General features: G+C 62.1%; 12 protein-coding genes. 8 read left to right on the top strand and 4 right to left on the bottom strand.

Annotated elements, in window-relative coordinates:
• Positions 1-10 precede the first annotated feature (10 nt).
• Complete coding sequence (locus BT108_RS10480) at positions 11-661, bottom strand: arylesterase (RefSeq protein ID WP_083566387.1); 651 nt, start codon at positions 659-661, stop codon at positions 11-13.
• Between BT108_RS10480 and BT108_RS10475 the strand changes: the two genes are divergently transcribed.
• The 5 genes from BT108_RS10475 to BT108_RS10455 are packed head-to-tail and all read left to right on the top strand — an operon-like array spanning position 660 to position 9,402.
• A complete protein-coding gene (locus tag BT108_RS10475; RefSeq protein WP_072294481.1) occupies positions 660-1,346 on the top strand; it encodes an ABC transporter ATP-binding protein in 687 nt (228 codons plus the stop codon). The genes BT108_RS10480 and BT108_RS10475 overlap by 2 nt on opposite strands.
• Positions 1,343-2,554, top strand: coding sequence for an efflux RND transporter periplasmic adaptor subunit (locus BT108_RS10470; RefSeq protein WP_083566386.1), 1,212 nt, complete (start codon positions 1,343-1,345; stop codon positions 2,552-2,554). The genes BT108_RS10475 and BT108_RS10470 overlap by 4 nt, the downstream gene beginning before the upstream one ends.
• A complete protein-coding gene (locus BT108_RS10465) occupies positions 2,554-5,667 on the top strand; it encodes an efflux RND transporter permease subunit (protein WP_072294479.1) in 3,114 nt (1,037 codons plus the stop codon). The genes BT108_RS10470 and BT108_RS10465 overlap by 1 nt, the downstream gene beginning before the upstream one ends.
• A gap of 22 nt (positions 5,668-5,689) precedes the next feature.
• Entirely contained in the window at positions 5,690-8,194 is a 2,505-nt protein-coding gene (locus BT108_RS10460; RefSeq protein ID WP_072294478.1) for an ABC transporter permease, read from the top strand.
• 14 nt (positions 8,195-8,208) lie between these two features.
• A complete protein-coding gene (locus BT108_RS10455) occupies positions 8,209-9,402 on the top strand; it encodes a Y-family DNA polymerase (protein WP_369817090.1) in 1,194 nt (397 codons plus the stop codon).
• 33 nt (positions 9,403-9,435) lie between these two features.
• Here BT108_RS10455 and BT108_RS10450 read toward each other — a convergent pair whose 3' ends face one another.
• From BT108_RS10450 to BT108_RS10440, 3 genes are all read right to left on the bottom strand, one after another.
• Complete coding sequence (locus tag BT108_RS10450; RefSeq protein WP_255369697.1) at positions 9,436-9,738, bottom strand: hypothetical protein; 303 nt, start codon at positions 9,736-9,738, stop codon at positions 9,436-9,438.
• Positions 9,739-9,808: 70 nt separating this feature from the next.
• Positions 9,809-11,461 (bottom strand): MFS transporter, encoded by a 1,653-nt coding sequence (locus tag BT108_RS10445; protein WP_072294476.1) that lies wholly within the window; start codon positions 11,459-11,461, stop codon positions 9,809-9,811.
• Positions 11,462-11,476: 15 nt separating this feature from the next.
• On the bottom strand, positions 11,477-12,517 hold the full coding sequence (locus BT108_RS10440) for a phytoene/squalene synthase family protein (protein WP_072294475.1): 1,041 nt from the start codon (positions 12,515-12,517) through the stop codon (positions 11,477-11,479).
• Between the two features lie 393 nt (positions 12,518-12,910).
• On the opposite strand from BT108_RS10440, the gene cas9 reads away from it, so the two are divergent.
• Genes cas9 through cas2 form a run of 3 tightly spaced genes read left to right on the top strand, consistent with a single transcriptional unit; the run spans position 12,911 to position 17,232 of the window.
• Complete coding sequence (gene cas9, locus BT108_RS10435; protein ID WP_072294474.1) at positions 12,911-15,961, top strand: type II CRISPR RNA-guided endonuclease Cas9; 3,051 nt, start codon at positions 12,911-12,913, stop codon at positions 15,959-15,961.
• A 5-nt stretch (positions 15,962-15,966) separates the two neighbouring features.
• Positions 15,967-16,890 carry a type II CRISPR-associated endonuclease Cas1 gene (cas1, locus tag BT108_RS10430; protein WP_072294473.1) on the top strand — a complete coding sequence of 308 codons (924 nt, stop codon included), beginning with the start codon at positions 15,967-15,969 and terminating at the stop codon, positions 16,888-16,890.
• A gap of 15 nt (positions 16,891-16,905) precedes the next feature.
• On the top strand, positions 16,906-17,232 hold the full coding sequence (gene cas2, locus BT108_RS10425) for a CRISPR-associated endonuclease Cas2 (RefSeq protein ID WP_177257303.1): 327 nt from the start codon (positions 16,906-16,908) through the stop codon (positions 17,230-17,232).
• The last annotated feature ends 105 nt before the right edge of the window (positions 17,233-17,337 follow it).

Here is a 17,337-nt window from a genome sequence, read left to right as displayed (position 1 = left end):
CGGCATCTGATCAGTCATGCCCGCTCGCGATGGTGGGGCGCGGTCCCAGCATCGTCTGCAGCACCTTCCACACGTTTTCCACGATCCTGTGCTGCGCCTGCGCGTTCGGATGTATTCCATCCGCCTGAAAAAACTCGCGCCGGTCGCCGAAGCCGTCCAGCAGGAAAGGCACCAGTTTGAGCCGGTGGCGAGCCGCCAGCTGCGCGTAAATATCCTGAAACTTTTGCGTGTATGCTATGCCATAATTGGGCGGCAGCTGCATTCCCGTCAGCAGCACCGCAGCACCCGTTCGCAGACAGGCCTCGATGATCGCCTCCAGATTGTCGTGGATGGAACCGATGGATGCGCCGCGTAATCCGTCATTGCCCCCAAGCTCGAGAATGACGATGTCCGGACGATGGGTCCTGAGCGCCTGTTCGATGCGGGCACGTCCGCCTGCCGCGGTTTCGCCGCTCATGCTGGCGTTGACCAGGCGGGTGGGCGGGCGCGCGGGGAGCTTTTTTTGCAGCAGGCTGACCCAGCCCGCTTCCTGCGGCAACCCGTATCCGGCCGACAGGCTGTCGCCGAACACCATGATGGTGGTGGATGCGGAGGCGATGCCGGCGTGAACGGACAGCGCGGCAAGCAGCATATGGAGAAGAAAGGCGTGGAAGTATCTCATGGTGGATGACCCGACTGGAAAGCCCGTGGTGCAGACCTTCGCCCTGACCAAGTGCGTCAGCACCGGCGACGATCAGCTGACTATTCTGGAGGACATCAATCTCAAAGTAAATTCGGGCGATTCCGTTGCCGTGGTGGGAGCGTCGGGATCGGGAAAATCGACCCTGCTGGGCCTGCTGGCGGGCCTGGACGTGCCCACGACCGGCAAGGTGCAGCTCGGCGGGGAAGACATCTTCCTGCTGGACGAGGATGCGCGCGCGGCGTTGCGCGGCCGTATTCTCGGTTTCGTGTTCCAGTCGTTCCAGCTGCTGCCCGCGCTGACGGCGCTGGAGAACGTGATGCTGCCGCTGGAGCTGATGGGGGCGCAAGATGCGCAGACCGCGGCGCGCGAGCTGCTGCAGCGGGTCGGACTGGGCATGCGCCTGACCCACTATCCGCGGCAGCTGTCGGGAGGCGAGCAGCAGCGCATCGCCATCGCGCGCGCATTCGTCACGCAGCCGCAGCTGCTGCTGGCCGACGAGCCCACCGGCAACCTGGATTCCGCCACGGGCGCACAGATCATCGAGCTGATGTTCGAATTGAACCGTGAGCTTGGAACGACGCTGATCCTGGTGACCCATGACGAGGCCTTGTCCGCCCGCTGCGCCTCGCGCATACGGCTTGCCGCGGGAAGGGTCGTCGATTGACCCACCCGATGCAGGGCGCACCGGAGAGGCCGGCGGGCAGCGGACGGCGCATCGGCCTTGGCCTGGCAGGCGTCGCACTGGCCGCGCTGCTCGTCCTCGCCTGGAACTGGCACCATCGTTCCGCCGTGGCGGACGGCAAGCGCAACGGCGGCAGGGACGGCGCGATCCATGTCGTGGCCGCCGCGGTCACCCGCGGCGACGTGGCGGTCAGGCTGGCGGCCAACGGCACCGTATCGGCCCAGCAGATGGTGGTGGTGCGGCCGCAGCTGAGCGCCATGATCCGTGCGGTGCACATCCAGGAGGGGCAGTATGTGCAGGCAGGCCAGAAGCTCTTCTCTCTGGATGCGCGCACCGAGGATGCCAATCTCAACCGGATGCAGGGGCAGCTGGCCCGGTCGCGCGCCGATCTGCTGAACGCGGAACGCAACCTGGAGCGGCAGCGCGAGCTGTTCAGGCAGAATTTCATTTCCCGGGCAGCGCTGGAAGTGGCCGAGAACCAGGTGGACGGCCTGCGCGCCCAGCTTTCCGTGGACGAGGCTTCGCTGGACGCGAGCCGTGTCGCACGCGGCTTCAGCGAGATCGTCGCGCCCATTTCCGGACGCACCGGCGTGGTTCCCGTGTACCAGGGCAGCCTGGTGCAACCCAACGATGCGCTGGTGACCATCACGCAGGTCGATCCGATCAACGTCAACTTCACCCTGCCGGAGCGTGAGTTCGTGCCGCTGCAGCAGGCCCTGGCGAAGGGCAGGGTGATCGTGACGCTGAGCGCCGAGGGACAGCCGGCGCGCCAGGGCCACCTGATATTCATGGACAATGTCGTCGACACGGCGAGCGGCACCATCGTTCTCAAGGCCGAGTTTCCGAACGCGGACAGGCACCTCTGGCCCGGCATGTTCGTCAGCGTGACACTGTCGCCGCGCCAATTCTCCGACGCGCTCCAGGTGCCGGTGCAGGCGGTGCAGACCGGGCCGGAGCGTACCTTCGTCTACGCCATCCGCGGCGACGGCACGGTGGAAGCGGTGGCGACGGCGGTGCGCCTGGTGCAGGACGGGATCGCCGTGATCGAGGGGGAAGGCCTGGCGTCGGGCATGCGCGTGGTGGTCGAAGGCGCGCAGAACCTCAAGCCGGGAAATCTCGTGACGGAAAGCGATCCGCGGGGCCGGGCGGCCGGGGCGGGTCCGGCGGCGCACGCTCCGGCGGGTGGCTGATGAACCTGCCCGAACTGTGCATCTGCCGTCCGGTGATGACGGTGCTGCTGTCGCTTTCCTCCGTCATCGCCGGCGTCATCGCCTACGGCGGCCTGCCCATCGCCGCGCTTCCCAGCTACGATACCCCCACCATCACGGTCACCGCCCTGCTTCCGGGCGCGAGTCCCGAGACCATGGCGTCCTCCGTGGCCACCCCGCTCGAGCGGCAGTTCTCCACCATTCCGGGGCTTGCCGTGATCAGTTCGACCAGCCGGCTGGGCAACACCGAGATCGCGCTGGAATTCGAGCAGGATCGCGACATCGACAGCGCATCGGTGGACGTGCAGGCGGCGCTGCTGCGCGCCCAGCGATCCCTGCCGATCGAGATGACGACGCCGCCTTCCTACCGCAAGGTCAATCCCGCGGAGGCGCCCATCGTCTACCTGGCCCTGACCTCGCCGTCGATGTCCCTGTTCGACCTGAACCGCTACGCCGAGGATCTCATCGCGCCCACGCTCTCGACGATCATGGGCGTCGCGCAGGTCCAGATCAGGGGGCAGAAGAAATATGCCGTGCGCGTGCGCGTGAACGCGGAGGCGCTCGCGGTGCGCAACCTGACACTGGACGACGTCGCCGGCGCGCTGCGCAGCGCCAACGTCAACACGCCCGTGGGCACGCTCGACGGCCCGCGCCAGAGCCTGACCATCCAGGCCAACCGCCAGCTCGCCAGCGCCGCCGAGTTCGCGCAGCTGATCGTCGCGACCTCTCCCAGCGGCAATCCGGTGCGGCTGTCGGAAGTGGCGGACGTGGAAGACAGCGTGGAGTCCATCAAGACCGCGAGCTGGGTCAACGGCGAGCGCGCCATCACCCTGGCGGTGGAGCGCCAGCCGGGCGCCAACACGGTGGCGACCGTGGATACCATCAAGGCGATCCTGCCGGAACTGGTCGAGCAGATGCCGTCGTCCGTCCAGCTCCGGCTGTACAGCGACCGCTCGGTGTCGATCCGCGAGTCGATACACGACGTGCAGGTCACCCTGGGCATCACCATCGTGCTGGTGCTGCTGGTGATCTTCCTGTTCCTGCGCAAGGCCTCCGCCACCCTGATCCCGGCATTGTCCCTGCCCATTTCCCTGCTCGGGACGGTCGCGATGATGCGGGCCCTCGGCTACAGCCTGGACAACATCTCGCTGCTCGCCATCACGCTTGCGGTCGGGCTGGTGGTGGACGATGCCATCGTCATGCTGGAGAACATCGTGCGCCACATGGAACTGGGCAAATCCCCGCTGCGGGCGGCACTGGACGGCTCCCGCGAAGTGAGCTTCACCATCATGTCCATCTCCCTGTCGCTGGTCGCCGTGTTCATCCCGATATTCTTCATGCCCGGCGTGATCGGCCTGCTGTTCCACGAGTTTGCCGCGGTCGTGGGCATCGCCGTCATGATGTCGGCGGTGGTGTCCCTGACGCTGGTGCCGATGATGACCAGCCGCTACGTCGTCGGGCATGAATCCGAGGCCGGCAGCCTGCGGTGGACCGAATGGTTCGAACGCGGATTCGCCTGGCTCATGGGCATCTACGAGCGCGTCCTCGACCAGGCGCTGCGCCATCGCCGCCTGGTGCTGGCGATCGCCGTGGGAACCTTCGTCGCCAGCGGCCTGCTGTTCATGATATTGCCCAAGGGATTCTTTCCCGACGAGGACACGGGACAGGCGCTGATCACGGTGGACGCGGTGGAGGACATTTCGTTTCCGGCCATGTCCGAGCTCCTGCTGCGCGTCGACGGCGTCATACGCGCCAATCCCGCGGTGCATACGCTCAACGTCTACGCCAGCGACAGCCATAGCGCACGCCTGTTCATGACACTGAAGCCGCGCGGCGAGCGCGCCTCCATGACGGAGGTCATCGGGGAACTGCGGCGCGAGGTGGGCGCCATGCCCGGTGTCAGCATTTTCATCAATTCCCTGCAGAATCTCAGGCTGGGCGGCCGCCTCAGCAAGAGCCGCTACCAGTATGTCCTGCGCAGCGTCCATTCCGGAGAGCTGTACGGCGTGTCGGAGTCGCTCATGGCGCGCATGCGCCAGGACGCCATCTTCCAGGACGTCACCAGCGACTCGCAGCTGAAGGGGCTGCAGGCGGTGCTCGCCGTCGACCGCGACAAGGCCAACCTGCTGGGGGTGCAGATCGCGGATATCCGCTCCGCGCTCTACAGCGCGTTCGGCGAGCGCCAGGTCTCCACCATCTTCACCTCGATCGACCAGTACCAGGTCATCCTGCAGATGGCCGACGAGGATCGTGCCGACGAGACCGCCTTCGGCAAGATCTACCTGCGCGCCCGCAACGGCGCACTGGTGCCGCTGTCGAGCGTCGCCTCGGTGCGGCGCGAGGTCGGGCCGCTCGCGATCAACCATGCCGGGCAGCTGGAGGCCGTCACCGTCTCGTTCAACCTGGCTCCCGGCGCCGCCCTGGGCGAGGCCTCGGCGCGCATCGAGCAGTTCAAGCGCGAATTGAGCCTGCCGGCCAGCATACTCACCAGCTACGCCGGCGACGCGGCGGCGTTCGAGTCCACGCAGACCAGCCAGGTGGTGCTGATCGTGGCGGCACTGCTGGTCATCTACGTGCTGCTCGGCGTGCTCTACGAAAGCTACATCCATCCGCTCACCATCCTGTCGGGCCTGCCCTCCGCGGCCGTGGGTGCGCTGGCGATGCTGTGGCTGTTCGGCATCGAGCTCTCGGTGATCGCCATGATCGGCATCCTGATGCTGATCGGCATCGTCAAGAAGAACGCCATCATGATGATCGACTTCGCGCTTGAGGCGCAGCGTGACGGCGGCATGGCGCCGTTCGAGGCGATCCGCACGGCCTGCCTGCTGCGCTTCAGGCCGATCATGATGACCACGCTGGCGGCGCTGATGGGCGCGCTGCCGATCGCCCTGGGCCTGGGCGCGGGGGCCGAGGTGCGCCAGCCCCTGGGGCTCGCCGTGGTGGGGGGGCTGCTGTTCTCCCAGGTCATCACGCTGTTCATCACCCCGGTGATCTATCTCTACCTGGATCGCTTCTCCGGCACGGGGCCGCTCAAGCTGGAGACGGATCCGGATTTCCGGCAGGACGAGGGCGGCCGCGGACGGGAGGGAGCATGACGGGCGCACTGGGGAATCCATCATGAACCTGGTCAGGCTGTCGCTGAGGATGCTGCGCCGCGACTGGCGCGCGGGAGAATTGCGCGTGCTGGGCTTCGCGCTGGTGATCGCCGTGGGCGGCATGACCACCGTGGGGTTCTTCGCCGATCGTGTCCAGGCGGCGCTTTCCCGCCAGGGCAACCAGCTGCTGGGGGCGGATCTGATCATCCACTCGGACCATCCGCTGGCGCCGGGCTTTCGCGAAGAGGCGTTGCGGCGCGGGCTGGCGGTGTCCACCGCGGCCAGGTTCCCCAGCATGGCCGTGAAGGACGAGAACAGCCAGCTGACCGAGATCAAGGCGGTGACCGAAGGCTATCCCCTGCGCGGGGACCTGCGCGTCAGCGGCGAGTTCGGCCAGGTGCAGGGCCTCCGCCCCGACCGGGTCGCGGGCGCGATTCCTCCCTCGGGATCGGCGTGGGTGGACGAGAAGCTCATGGCGCAGATGGCGCTGCGGCAAGGCGACAGCATCGAGCTGGGCGCGACGCGCTTCACCGTGGATGCATTGATCACCGAGGAGCCGGACCATTCGATCGGCTTCATCAATCTGCGGCCCCGGGTACTGATCAACGCGGCGGATTTGCCCGCGACCGGCCTGATCCAGCAGGGCAGCCGGGTGGGCTACCGCCTGCTGGTGGCGGGCGAGGACGGCGCGGTGGAGAACTTCAGGGCCTGGGCGCAGCCGCGCCTGGCATTGGGGGAGCGCATCGAGGGCATCCGCGACGCCCGTCCCGAAATCAAGTCGGCGCTGGAGCGTGCGGAGAAATTCCTGAGCCTTGCTGCCCTGGCGAGCGTGGTGCTGGCGGCGGCCGCCGCTGCGCTCGCGGTACGGCGCTTCACCCAGCGCCACCTGGACGGATGCGCCGTGATGCGCTGCCTGGGGGCCAGCCAGGCGGCGATACTGGGACTCTATCTCCTGCACTTCAGCGTGCTGGGGCTGGTCGCCAGCGGGACCGGCTGCCTGCTCGGCTTTTTTTCGCAGGAGGTGCTGGCGCTGTGGCTGGCCGAGATGGTGGAGACGGAGCTGCCCGCGCCGGGCATCTGGCCCGGCGTGCACGGGCTGCTGACCGGAATGGTGCTGCTCATCGGCTTTGCGCTCCCGCCGCTGATCAACCTGCGCAGCGTGCCGGCGCTGCGCGTGCTGCGGCGCGACATCGGCACGAGCAACAGCCACAGCCTGGCAGGCTATGCGCTGGGGCTGGCGGCACTCACGCTGTTGTTCGTATGGAAGGCCGACGACGTGCGCCTGGGGATTTCCGTGATGGGTGGATTCGTGGCGGCGGTCGGCGTGTTCGGCATGCTGGGCCTGCTGCTGATCAGGGGGCTGGCGCGCATGCGCAGCCAGACGGGCGGGGCGCTGCGCTACGGCCTGGCCAGCATCCGGCGGCGCGCCGCCGCCAGCGTGGTGCAGGCGGTGGCGCTGGGGCTGGGGCTGATGGCGCTGCTGGCGCTGACGCTGATCCGCGACGACCTGCTGCAGAACTGGCGCAGCAGCCTGCCGCCGGACGCGCCCGATCATTTCCTGGTCAACATCCAGCAGGACCAGCTGGAGCCGCTGGCCGCATTCTTCGACCAGCACGGCCTCGAGCGTCCCCCGATCTTCCCCATGGTGCGCGGGCGCCTGACGGCGATCAACGGCAATCCCATCGTCACCGAAGACTATGCCGACATCCAGGCGCGGCGGCAGATCGAGCGCGAGTTCAACCTGTCGTGGGCACAGGAGATGCAGGATGACAACCAGATCGTGGAAGGCCACTGGTGGAACGGCTCGGACGCGGGCAGGGCGGTGATGTCGATGGAGGAGGGCATCGCCAGGCGGGTGGGCGTGGGCCTGGGCGACACCCTGACCTACGATATCGCAGGATCCTCGCTTTCCGCCACCATCACCAGCCTGAGGAAGGTGAACTGGGATACGTTCCGCGTGAATTTCTTCGTGCTGACGCCGCCGGGCGTGCTGGAAGCATACCCGGCGACCTACATCACCAGCTTCTACATGCCGCCGGCGCACATGGACGTGGCGAACAAGCTGGCCAAGGCGTTCCCGAATCTGCTGGTGATCGACGTGGCGACCATCATCGCCCAGGTCCACAAGATGATCGGGCAGGTGACCCGCGCGATCGAGTTCGTGTTCCTGTTCACCCTCATGGCGGGCCTGGCGGTGCTGTATGCCGCGATCGCCTCCACCCAGGACGAGCGCATCCACGAAGCCGCCATTTTCCGCACCCTGGGCGCGCGGCGCGGCCAGCTCGCGCGCGCCTGGGCCGCGGAATTCGCCGTGCTCGGCGGCCTGGCCGGGCTGTTCGCCGCCGCCGGCGCCAGCGCGCTGGGCTATGTCATCAGCGAATACGCACTGAACCTGCCCTATACGCCCAATCCCTGGATAGGGTTGATCGGCGTGTTCGCGGGCATGGCGGGCGTCATGCTTGCCGGACTCATGGGAACGCGCTCCGTGCTGTCGACTCCGCCCCTGGTGGTGCTGCGCCGGCTCTGAAGCGCCATGAGGCCATGCCAGGCGCATTTCGGGCAGGCGGGATGACGCGGCGCATCGCCCATCTCGACATGGACGCGTTCTATGCGTCGGTCGAGCTGCTGCGCTATCCCGGGCTGCGCGGGGCGCCCGTCGTGGTCGGCGGGCGCAATGAGCGGCGGCCGGCGCCGCGGCGGGAGGGCGGATGGGCCTTCCCGCGCCTGCGGGACTACGCGGGACGCGGCGTGGTCACCACCGCCACCTATGAGGCCCGGGCGTTCGGCGTCTCTTCCGGAATGGGCCTCATGAAGGCGGCGGCGCTGGCGCCGGAGGCGATCCTCCTGCCCGCCGACTTCGCCGCCTACCGCCACCATTCGAATCTGTTCAAGGCCGCCGTGGCGGGCATCGCCCCGCGCATCGAGGATCGCGGCATCGACGAGATCTACGCCGACCTGAGTGACCTGTCGGAGGAGGCGCTGCCGCTGGGGCGGCGCATCAAGCAGGCGGTGCGGGCGGCCACGGGACTGTCCTGCTCCATCGGCATTACGCCCAACAAGCTGCTGTCGAAGATCGCCTCGGATCTCGACAAGCCGGACGGCCTCACCCTCCTGGCGCCGGAGGATGTCCCGCGGCGCATCTGGCCGCTGCCGGTGAGGAAAATCAACGGCATCGGCCCCAAGGCGGCGGCCAGGCTCGGGGAACTGGGCATCGCCACCATCGGCGGCCTGGCGGGCGCCGATCCGCATTTCCTGGCGCGGCACTTCAGCCCCGGATACGTCCACTGGCTGCAGGAGGCCTCGCACGGAATCGACGCGCGCCCGGTGGTTACGGATGCGCAGCGCAAGTCGTTCAGCCGCGAGACCACCTTCGATCGCGACCTGCACGCACGCCATGACCGCGCTATCCTGGGCGAGATCTTCACGGCGCTGTGCGTGCAGGTGGCGCGCGATCTCCAGCGCCGGGACTACCTCGGGCGCACCATCGGCATCAAGCTGCGGTATGCCGATTTCCGCACCGTCACTCGGGATCTCACGCTGCCCGGCCCTACGGCCGATGCCGCCGCCATCCGCCGCGCAGCGGAGGAGTGCCTGCGGCGGGTGCCGCTGGATCGCAGGCTGCGCCTGCTGGGAGTGCGGGTCGGGGGGTTGGTCTGCGGCAGCGATCTGCGTGCGGGCTTCGATCCGCCCAGCCAGGCGGAACTGCCGTTCGCCGTTTCCGCCGGGAGGCCCTAGGATCGCAGGGGAATCACGCGGGTCGTCCGGGCATCAGGGCTGGCGGTTTCCGCGCAGCCAGCGGAAGAAGACCACGTAGATGAAGGCGGGGACGAAAGGGAGCACCCAGGGGAACATCTGGCCCAGCCAGGCCGCGTAGAAGCTGTCCGCATAGCGCCCCCGGGCGGCAGCGCACGCCGCCGCCTCCGGCAGGCGGCAGGCGAGATCGATTTCCAGCGACACCTGCACATGGGCGCGCCAGAGCCAGTACGCCATCGACGCGGCGAAGACGACCAGCACCACCGCGAACAACGTGATGCCGCCTTTCTGCCTCGATGGGGATTGCAGCCGCTGCATCGCGAACCCTCCTTCCATTACCCGCCGAATGATGGAGGGCGGGTGTGGCATTGTCAAGCCGGCGGGCTGCTCAGGCGTTGCGGAAGCGCGTTTGCCGCAGCAGCAGGATGGACAGCATGGGCATCGCGAAGCCGATCGCCGTCACCGTGATGAGCAGGATGCCCAGCGCGCCGTAGTCGGCGGGCACGGTGACGGCACCGCTGAGCGGGTCTTTCACCTCGCGCGCGACGACGAAGATCTGATTGATGTGCTTGGTGGCGAGCTGGGAGGCGGACAGGGCGAGATTGGTGAACGAGGCCATGACCGCGAAGAAGGTCGCCTTGAGTTTTTCCGGCGCGGAATTGGCGATCCACGCCAGCATGGGGATCATCGCGATCTGCCCCAGGGGCGACTCCAGCGCCGTGTCGATGACGGCGATGAAGCGGGCATCCACGACGCCGCCGGTGACGGAGGCGGTCCAGTGGTGCAGCCCGAAGTACATCCCGATGATCGGCAGCGACAGGATCGTCCCCGCGATGGTGAGCGCGCCGATGATGTAGGCGATCGAGCGCTCCGCCATGAAGCGGCGGAAGATGAACATGCCGGCAAGGGTCAGCACCGCGCCGATCAGCGACAGCGTCGCGAGGAACGACTGGTCGAAGCCCAGTTCGTCGATCATCCACCAGGTGGAGCCTGCGCCCGGCCCCGGCACGGCGCGGAAGACGAAGATCAGCACGGCGGTGCCCACCAGCACGTTGCGCGCGTCCGGCTCGAGTTCCCCCGTGAGGCGCCACATCAGGAACAGCACGATCGCCATCGAGACGAGGAAGATGATCTCCTCCCCCCAGGCGATGCGGCTGAGGCCGACGCTCAGCGAAACAACGGTAAAGGCCAGCCCCCCGCCCAGTATCCACCAGTTGACCGGTGGCGGTTCGTTGTGGAGGCCGAGCAGCGCCTCGGAGGCCTCGCGGCTGTGCCCCTGCGCGGCCAGCCGCGCCATTTCCTGGCGCCGCAGCCAGGTGGCGAGCAGGACGCCCAGCACCGACACGACGGGAATGATCAGCGCCAGCTCGTACACGAACAGGTAGGTCGCGGCCTTGTCCGCCTCCGGCAGCTCGCCCACGCCCTGCAGCAGGAACACGTTCATGACCGAGACCAGGACGCCGCCGCTGATGATGGCCACGCGCCCCAGCGTCTGCATGGTGACGTGCATCGACTTGCGCGCCTCCAGATCCAGCGGCTGCCCCTGCCCGTCCACGCGCGGCACCGCTTCCACCGTCATGGCGTCCGCCACCACGTCCTGCAGCACGTAGCCGATGGGCGCGAGCAGGGCGGAGGTCACGTACCAGGCCTCCACCGGCGCTAGGGCGTGCATGGCCTCGGTATGCCCGAGCAGGCCGATCATGATCAGCAGGCTCAGCGCGATGAGCCCCGCCCCCAGGTAGACCAGCAGGCTCTTCCAGCGCCACACGAGATCCACCAGGTGGCCGAGCGGCATCTTCAGCGCCCACGGCAGCATCATCCAGAACCCCAGCGCCGCCAGGAACTCGGCGGACAGTCCCAGGCGCTCCTTGACGTAGAAGGTGCCCACGATTCCCGTCAGGCCGGAAATCCCGGCGGCGACGTAGACCATCAGCGGCGGCAGGTACGACAGGCGCATCTCCCGGCCCAGCGAGAGGATGTTGTCATCCAGCCAGCGGTGCAGGCCGGCGATCAATCCGGGGGGCGTGGGTGTCGTATTCATCCTTGTGGCATATTCTCAGGCGATGCGCGCGCGGATCCCGTTCCACCAGGCGGTGGCCACCGTTCCATTGGCGGCGGTGAGGGCCGTCACCGCCATCACGCGGTACACCGTGCTGCGGGGGGCCTTCACGTTGACGGCCGGGTTGAGCAGGCCGGGGGCGGCCGCCACGCGCCACAGCGTCTCGCCCGCCAGCAGGATGGGCCACATGCAGGCCAGCCGCTGACGCACCTCCCCGGCCGGGATCGCCAGCGTATAGGCCCAGCCCGCGTCCAGGTGCGCCACCGCGAGCCGGATGATTCGATCCAATACCGGCCGGAAGGCGGGCAGGCTCGCCTCGTCCAGCAGGTCATGGGCTTTCAGCCCGGCCTCGTGCAGGAGCTCGTCCGGCATGTAGCAGCGGCCGTTGTGCAGGTCGCGCGCGATATCCTTGACGATGTTGGTGAGCTGCAGGCCCTTGCCGAACCGCACCCCCAGGGCGGACATCTCCTCGACATTCCAGCGCGCCATCCCCGGGCTGTGCGCGCACACCATCCGGGTCCAGAATTCCCCCACGCATCCCGCGACGTGATAGGTGTAGCGGTCCAGCTCCTCCAGCGTGGACAGCGCCACCGGCCGCCCCGGCACATCGGCGGGGAAGCGGGTGAGGTCCATCTCCATGCCCTGGGGCAGCACCTCCATCAGCCAGCGGATGCGGGCGCGGTCGCCTGCCTCGTAGCCCTCGTATATCTTCAGGCAGTCCTCCAGCCGCTGCAGCAGGACGCCCTCCGCGGAATCGCGCTGGTGCGGGACCAGCGCGGCCTGGATCTCCCGCACCGCCTGCCAGTCTATCGCATCATTCCGGAACTGCGCCTGGAACCGGTGCAGGTAGGCCAGGCGCCGGTCGCGGTCGATCAGATCCGTATCGGCGATGGTGTCGGCCGCGCGCGCGAACAGGTACGACAGCCCCATCTGGTCCCGCACCGGCGCCGGCAGCACCCGGAGCGTGAGGTAGAACGAGCGCGAGACCTGCCTGAGAATGCCGTGCAGCAGCTCGTGCGCGATGGGGTCGGTGCTCAAGGGATGGAAGGTTCCGGAGATGCTCGATCAGGGCCGAACGTTACACGGCGCCGAGGCAGGGCGTCAAATTTCTGTATTTCTATGCTTCAAGTCCTGATTGGAGGTGTCTGCTATTGTCGACTTGAAAAAGGATAGGTCATGAATGTTGGGGTGGAAGGCAAGACTCATAATCCAGAAAAGCTGGCAACGAATCGCTTCAAGGATAAATGAAATAAGGCCGCATATAGCGGCCTTATCATTTAGTGCATCTTTCAGCTTGTTAGCGTCCAGAGCGCAAATCCCAACTTACTAGCGTATTGATGACTATAATGGCAAAATGCTGAGGCGTCAAGGGATAATAGGGATTCGAAGAAAGTTTCATAGGTTCCCAGCAAAAGAGGAGGGGTGCGAACCATGTTACATAAAATGCGCTATCGCTTGGGCCTCGATTTGGGGTCGACATCGATCGGATGGGCGCTGGTTCGCCTGGATACGAGCGATCAGCCCTGTGCGGTAATAAAAACCGGGGTACGTATTTTCTCAGATGGCCGGAATCCAAAGGATGGATCTTCATTGGCTGTTACGAGGCGGAAGGCTCGAGCCATGCGAAGGCGTCGTGATCGCTTCTTGAGGCGTAGGTGCCGAATGTTGAATGCCCTGATCCAATACGGATTTTTTCCTTCAGAGAAGGCTCAACGCAAGGCATTGGAGCTTCTGGATCCTTATTTTCTGCGGGCAAAGGGATTGAATGAGGCACTCACTCCCGGGGAATTTGGTCGTGCATTGTTTCATATCAACCAACGACGTGGATTCAAGAGCAATCGTAAAACAGACCAAAAGAACGATGACTCCAGTGTATTGAAGACGGCCATCACTCGTTTGAGAAATGCCCTTGCATCGGAGAATTGTCGCACGGTGGGCGAATGGTTGAACAACCGCCATAAATTGGGATGGGGTGTCCGAGCACGGTACAGAGAAAAAAGAACCATCAATGATGATGGGAAAACGCGTATTAACAAAAATTACGATCTTTATGTCGATCGTGCCATGATCGAGCAGGAATTCGATGTTTTATGGAAGAGTCAATCCGAATTCAATCCGGTGTTGTTCAATGAAGCGGCACGTATAGAACTCAAGGATATATTGCTTTATCAGAGGCCTCTCAAACCAATCAGACCGGGTCGTTGTACATTCATTCCCGATGAAGAGCGTGCACCGATGGCGTTGCCCAGCGTGCAACGTTTTCGCCTGTATCAGGAAGTGAATAACTTGCGTATTCTGGGCGAAAATTTGAAAGAGGAAACACTTACGTTAAAGCAACGTGATGATCTCGTTGGATCTCTTGAGAGATATGGTAAGCGTACGTTTCCCGAGATAAAGAAATTGTTGGGAATGAACGGCTCGGTACAATTCAATCTGGAAGATCAGAGACGCCAGGAACTCAAAGGCAACATTACCAATGCTATTTTGAGCAAAGATAAGTATTTCGGAGAAGACTGGTTCTCATTTAGTGAGGAAAAACAGGATGAGATAGTTCTAAAGCTGTGTAAAGAAGAAAACATGAGCCAATTGATTTCCTGGTTGCGTAATGAAACAGATGTGGATGAGGAGCGCGCGGAAGCCATTGCCAATGTTGGATTGCCGGAAGGCTACGGAGGATTATGCAAGATAGCTATAGATCGCATTCTTCCAGAGTTACGCAGAGAGGTGATTACGTATGACAAAGCGGTGATAGCTGCAGGTTTTGAACATCACAGTCACATTGGTGCATCAGTCACCGGCGAAGTACTGTTGGAATTACCCTATTATGGAAGAGCCTTGCAACGCCATGTCGGCTTCGGGAGCAACGATCCTCAGGATAAAGATGAAAAACGCTATGGCCGAATAGCCAATCCCACCGTACACGTTTGCTTGAATCAAGTACGTCTTGTTGTGAACGCCCTGATCAAGCGGTATGGGCATCCCAGTGAGGTAATTGTGGAGGTGGCCCGGGACTTGAAGCAAAGTAAGGATCAGCGTAATGAGGAAAATAAGCGTCAGGCTGAGAATCAAAAACGTAATAGACGATTACGTGCAGAGATTGCGCGGATTCTGAATGTCGATGAGGAAAGAGTGAGAAATGCAGATATTCAGAAAATGATTCTGTGGGAGGAACTGGGATCGGATCCAGCGGATCGTCGCTGCCCTTACTCAGGGACACAGATCAGTGTGAGCATGCTGCTAAGCGACGAAGTGGAGGTTGAGCATATTTTACCTTTCTCTCAAACCTTGGATGATAGCCTGAACAATAAAACTGTCTGTCTTCGTCTTGCCAATCGGGCCAAAGGTAATCGCACTCCCTGGGATGCTTTTGGGGCACAAAATCCAAGTGGTTTTGATTATTCTGATATCTTGGAAAGGGCCGAGCGTATGCCTAAGGCCAAGCGCTATCGCTTTGGCGAGGATGGTTATCGGAATTGGTTGAAAGATGATGCTGGTTTTCTTGCACGTGCGTTGAATGACACGCGGTATATGAGCAGGGTTGCCAAGGAGTATCTAAGCTTGATTTGCCCGCATACCCGTGTCATTCCTGGGCGAATGACAGCCCTATTGCGTGCAAAGCTGGGGTTGAATGGTATTCTGGGGTTGAGGGGTGAAAAGAATCGTAATGATCATCGTCATCATGCGGTGGATGCTTGTGTGATAGCTGTAACTGACCAGGGTTTGTTACAGCGGTTTGCATCCGCCAGCGCCAGTTCACGAGAGAGCCAACTAGATCGGCTTGTGGCGAACATGCCCTTGCCGTGGGAGAGTTATCGGGAACATGTGGAACGTGCGATTAGGCATACTTACACCAGCCATAAGCCAGACCATGGTCATGAAGGTGCCATGCACAATGATACTGCATATGGCCTGCTCGGCGATGGAAAAATTGGCTTTCATAAGGTGGAAGGGGGGCAACGTATATATATAGAGGAGAACTTGAAGGTCATAGAAATCACGGATACCGGCGTGGGGGATCGGCATGGCTTCTTACCGAATGGAGAGCCGCGTCCTTATAAGGGTTACAAAGGAGATAGCAATTACTGTATCGAAATCATTTGCGATGAAGGTGGAAAATGGAAAGGGAATGTCATTTCGACATATATGGCATATCAAATAGTGCGTAAGGGTGGGATTGCAAAGCTAAGAGATTCTCGCACGGGATTTAACGGAGAATCACTGGTGATGCGGTTGATGATCGACGATACGATTCGATTGCATATTGATGGGATATTGCGGGTAATGCGAGTAGCGAAGTTGAGTAGTAATGGACAAGTATTTATGGCTGATATAAATGAAGCAAATGTCGACGCGAGAAACAGAAACAAAGAAGACCCTTTTTCGTATATCTCAAAGAAAGCCAGCTCTCTTCAATTGCTCAAAGCGCGCCGTGTTACGATTTCACCAACAGGAAAGCTCCAGGATCCTGGTTTTAAAGGATAGTCCGAGTGATAGGACGCATCGTCGAAATTGCTGATGACCGCCGGCATCTGTTTCTTTCTCGAGGTTTTCTGGTGGTGCAGGATACACAGGGTGAGCGCAAGGAGCTCGGTCAGGTTCCTCTGGATGATATTGTTGCGCTTATAGCCAATGCACATGGCCTCAGCTACACCAATAACCTGTTGGTGGCCTTAACCGAGCGCTGTGTTCCTTTTGTATTGTGTGCCGCAAACCATAATGCTGTAGGCATGCTGGTGACTATTGATGGAAATTATCAGCAGGCCAAGCGTTTCGATGCGCAGCTTGCGGCCGGACAACCATTGATGAAGCGTTTGTGGGCTGAGATTGTCAAATCCAAACTGCAACAGCAAGCCATTGTTCTTGAAGCTACCGGTGCACCAGATATACCCCTTCGATATTTGATCCGTAAGGTGCGGTCTGGAGATCCGGATAATCTCGAAGCACAGGGAGCACGGCGTTACTGGGGCCTATTATTTGGTAGTGATTTTCGACGCGATCAGCAGGAAGGGGGATTGAATGCCATGCTAAATTATGGATATACAGTTCTGCGGGCCGCTACAGCGAGGTCAGTAGTGGCGGCAGGGCTACACCCAACCCTTGGAATACATCATCGGAATGAGGGGAATGCCATGCGGTTAGTGGATGATCTGATGGAGCCTTTTCGCCCCATCATTGATCTGAAGGTGTGGTTGCTGAACAGAAATGGAGAGAGATTGATTACATCTGAGAGCAAGCGCGCATTGGTTAGGACGATATATGAAGATATGCAAACTGGTATGGGAGCAACGCCTGTCCTAGTTTGCGTTCAGAGGCTGGCTACTTCATTGGCTCAGGTATTTATAGGTGAAAGAAACAAGCTTGATTTACCCCTTCCCGGATTGCCTATAGATATGGCTTCCGCACTAAACTGAGAAATAGTCCGAAAAATGTTATCTGGATATCGACTCATGTGGATCATGGTGATGTTCGATTTGCCAGTGATTGAGAGAGCTGAGCGTAAGGCAGCGACAGAATTTCGGAATGCGTTACTTGATATGGGATTTGAGATGTCGCAGTTTTCTGTTTACATGCGATTTTGTAACAGTCAAGGCCAGGTCGATACTTATTGCTCACAAGTGGAGAGGTGTTTGCCCAGTGGGGGGAGGGTAAATATTTTGCAATTTACGGATAAGCAGTACGAACGCATTATTACTTTCTATGGAAAAATCAAACGAGCGTCCAAAAAATCTCCAGATCAGTACTGTTTGTTTTAGAGATTACCATGGCTCTGGACGCCCGATATTCACCATCCTCTATATTTATCAAGAGGATGGTGAGTTTCGAGTATAGCAGGTTGGGATTTGCGCTCTGGCCGGAAC

Origin of the sequence: Nitrosovibrio sp. Nv17 (assembly GCF_900119085.1) — a bacterium.
In the GTDB taxonomy this organism is placed as follows: domain Bacteria; phylum Pseudomonadota; class Gammaproteobacteria; order Burkholderiales; family Nitrosomonadaceae; genus Nitrosospira.
Note: the sequence above shows the minus strand (reverse complement) of the source record. Positions and strands in the feature narration are given on the sequence as shown.

What these genes read in the sequence shown, in the direction of transcription:
- BT108_RS10450 (WP_255369697.1), bottom strand. Translation starts at nt 9,738, where the DNA reads ATGCAGCGGCTGCAATCCCCATCGAGGCAGAAAGGCGGCATCACGTTG.
- BT108_RS10460 (WP_072294478.1), top strand. Translation starts at nt 5,690, where the DNA reads ATGAACCTGGTCAGGCTGTCGCTGAGGATGCTGCGCCGCGACTGGCGC.
- cas2 (WP_177257303.1), top strand. Translation starts at nt 16,906, where the DNA reads ATGTTATCTGGATATCGACTCATGTGGATCATGGTGATGTTCGATTTG.
- BT108_RS10445 (WP_072294476.1), bottom strand. Translation starts at nt 11,461, where the DNA reads ATGAATACGACACCCACGCCCCCCGGATTGATCGCCGGCCTGCACCGC.
- BT108_RS10455 (WP_369817090.1), top strand. Translation starts at nt 8,209, where the DNA reads ATGCCAGGCGCATTTCGGGCAGGCGGGATGACGCGGCGCATCGCCCAT.
- cas9 (WP_072294474.1), top strand. Translation starts at nt 12,911, where the DNA reads ATGTTACATAAAATGCGCTATCGCTTGGGCCTCGATTTGGGGTCGACA.
- BT108_RS10475 (WP_072294481.1), top strand. Translation starts at nt 660, where the DNA reads ATGGTGGATGACCCGACTGGAAAGCCCGTGGTGCAGACCTTCGCCCTG.
- BT108_RS10480 (WP_083566387.1), bottom strand. Translation starts at nt 661, where the DNA reads ATGAGATACTTCCACGCCTTTCTTCTCCATATGCTGCTTGCCGCGCTG.
- BT108_RS10465 (WP_072294479.1), top strand. Translation starts at nt 2,554, where the DNA reads ATGAACCTGCCCGAACTGTGCATCTGCCGTCCGGTGATGACGGTGCTG.